Genomic DNA, 2,522 nt, shown 5'->3' with positions numbered 1-2,522 from the left:
CAATGTACACCCTGCAGATATTTTTCATCATTATCATCCTAATCTCTGTGATAGGGATAAAATTCCGTGTACCTCCTTTTATTACCCTTGTTAGTGGTGCGGTGGCATTCGGATTTGCAGTTGGTGGCAATCCTGATGCGGTTTTTACACAGGTTGCAGCAGGCTGCGCAGGTGTTTTTAATAGTCTGGGTATTCCGATTCTTGCAGGTTCAGTTATCGCAAAATATCTTGTTGAACAGGGTTATATTCAACAGATTGTATCAGATATCAGAAAGGTCCTCAAAAGCCCGCTCTCACTTTCAGGGTTTGCCGGGTATATTATCGCTGTTCCTTCAACATGCCCGATTACAGCATATATGATCCTCCAGCCAGTGCTTTCTCACTTGGCTCCAGATAAAAGGCGCCAGTCCAGCCTTATGTATCTGGTAGCTCTAGGTAGTACGCTTGGTGTAGCATTTGTCTATCCTACTCCGGTCACCTTCCCGCTTTTTGATACTTTTGGACCTAAACACCTTACCCCTTTAACATTTGATATGGTAACGATCACCCTCTCGGTGTTTTTCCTGGTTCTTCTGATTTGGTGGACCAAATGGAGAACCCCTAAGGTAACAGAGCAGGACTCGGATGCTCAGGCAAGTCCAGTGACTTCTGGAGAAGCTGAAGGGGACGAATCTGAAATTAGATCAGAAGGGTCAGAAGGTGCTGAATGGGGACTTGAGGAGAGTGGGTATTCTGATCAGCAGCATTTACAACCTGGATGTGAGACTGATTCGGGTCTTTGCACTGGAAAATTTCATCCAAAGGCATGGGCGCCATTTCTGGTAATATTTGCTGCGATACCGGTTGGTCTCTTTCTTCTTCATCTCTCGCATTTCACACTGGTTCAGTTCATTATGTTTGCAGGTATGATTGCTGCTGTGATGGTGGCACTACCTGAAAACAGATGGACCGGATTTGTATCCGGAGCAAAGCATGCAGGAGTTGTAATTTTTGATATATGTGGGGCAGGGGCACTTGGATATGTAATAACCCAGAGTACATTTGCCCAGGATTCACTGACAGTGCTTGCACAGAATGTTCCACTCATTCTGATTCCCTTTGTGATGGCAGCACTCATTCAGACTGCCCAGGGATCCCGTATCGTCACCTCTATACTTACCGCGCAGATAATTGCCAGTACTGGTATTCCTCCGATGATGAATCCGTTGGCACTTTTCCTGATGATCATCGCAGGAGCAGGAGTCATCTGCTTTGTAACAGATCCCTATTTCTGGCTGCTTCACCGGACAACCGGGGATGATGTGAAAACTGTCTTTAAGCGTTACACCATCCCGCAGGTGATATTCGGGGTCTTGACGTACATGGTCGCGTTTGCGATTCAGTATTTCTACCCCTGATTTTTCCGGTTTGTTTTGTATTTTTTTATCTGAAGAATTGATCCAGAGTGAGCTGTTTTGGATCATGGTATACAAGACCGGAGAGTCTTATCCCGATCAAGCGTACTGGTTTTCCTTCCCAAAACTCTTCAATCAATGAATGTGCGGCTTTCATTATAGACGCCAGATTATCCTCGGCATGGGAAAGCGAAACTGATCTGGTGTACGTGATAAAACCTGTGTATCGTATACGAATACCAACTGTCCTTGTCCGTGCATGTACACTGATCAGTTCAGCATGAAGTGACCGTGCCAAATCATCGAGGGTTGTTGATATCAGATCCGGATTGTCAGTATCTTCGGCAAAGGTTGTTTCTCTCCCGATGGATTGGCGTGGCCCCTGATCCTTAAGCCCGGAGGTATCATGGCCAGATGCAATATCCTGAACTCCTACTGCCCATGCTCCAAAAATTTCCTGAAGAAGTTGAATATCTGCATCAGCAAGATCTTTAAAAGTAAACAATTTACGCGATTGTAGCAGTGTAGATGATTTTTTTCCGATTCCTGGAATCTTATCGACAGTAAGAGTGGATATTATATTGTTCAGATTGTCAGGTCGGATACTGGTCAGGCCATCAGGTTTCTGTAAGTCTGATGCAATTTTTGCATATGAACGGGCGGGTGCAATCCCTATTGAACAACTTAACCCTTCATGTTCCCGTAAAACTTTTTTAATCAAAAAAGCTCGTTCTTCTGCTTGATCATAGGAACCACAGTCAGAAAAATCAAGATATGCTTCATCTATACTTACCTGTTCAAGATGCCGCGTATAATCCTGCAGGATTTCCATAATTCGAGCTGAAACAATGCTATACTTACCGCTTGGACGAATGTACACGGCATGAGGACAGAGGTGCCATGCCTGCGATATCGGCATCCCCGAGTGGAGACCATATTTTCGTGCTTCATATGAACATGTGCTGATCACGCCGCGTCCTTTTCCCTCCTGAGGATCAGAGCCGACGACGACCGGTTGTCCTGAAAGAGAGGGATCATCACGGACCTCGACTGAAGCATAAAATGAATCCATGTCAAGATGGGCGATAATCTGATTGTCCATGATGGTTGTCAGATAAGATCACCGGG

The 2,522-nt window shown here is 45.2% G+C and carries 2 protein-coding genes; one reads left to right on the top strand and one right to left on the bottom strand.

Annotated features, from left to right (window positions below; genetic code table 11):
* Positions 1-1,397, top strand: a 1,397-nt coding sequence (locus tag VN429_RS03155; protein ID WP_325629704.1) for a GntP family permease, incomplete at its 5' end; no start/stop codon positions are given.
* 25 nt (positions 1,398-1,422) lie between these two features.
* Here VN429_RS03155 and dinB read toward each other — a convergent pair.
* Complete coding sequence (gene dinB / locus VN429_RS03150; RefSeq protein ID WP_325629702.1) at positions 1,423-2,496, bottom strand: DNA polymerase IV; 1,074 nt, start codon at positions 2,494-2,496, stop codon at positions 1,423-1,425.
* Positions 2,497-2,522 lie beyond the last annotated feature (26 nt).

It is taken from the genome of Methanospirillum sp., assembly GCF_035560735.1.
Classification (GTDB): domain Archaea; phylum Halobacteriota; class Methanomicrobia; order Methanomicrobiales; family Methanospirillaceae; genus Methanospirillum.
The sequence above is the reverse complement of the archived record's forward strand: the minus strand, read 5'-3'. Positions and strand labels throughout refer to the sequence as shown.

Coding starts and splice junctions, on each gene's coding strand:
- dinB (WP_325629702.1), bottom strand. CDS start 2,496: ATGGACAATCAGATTATCGCCCATCTTGACATGGATTCATTTTATGCT.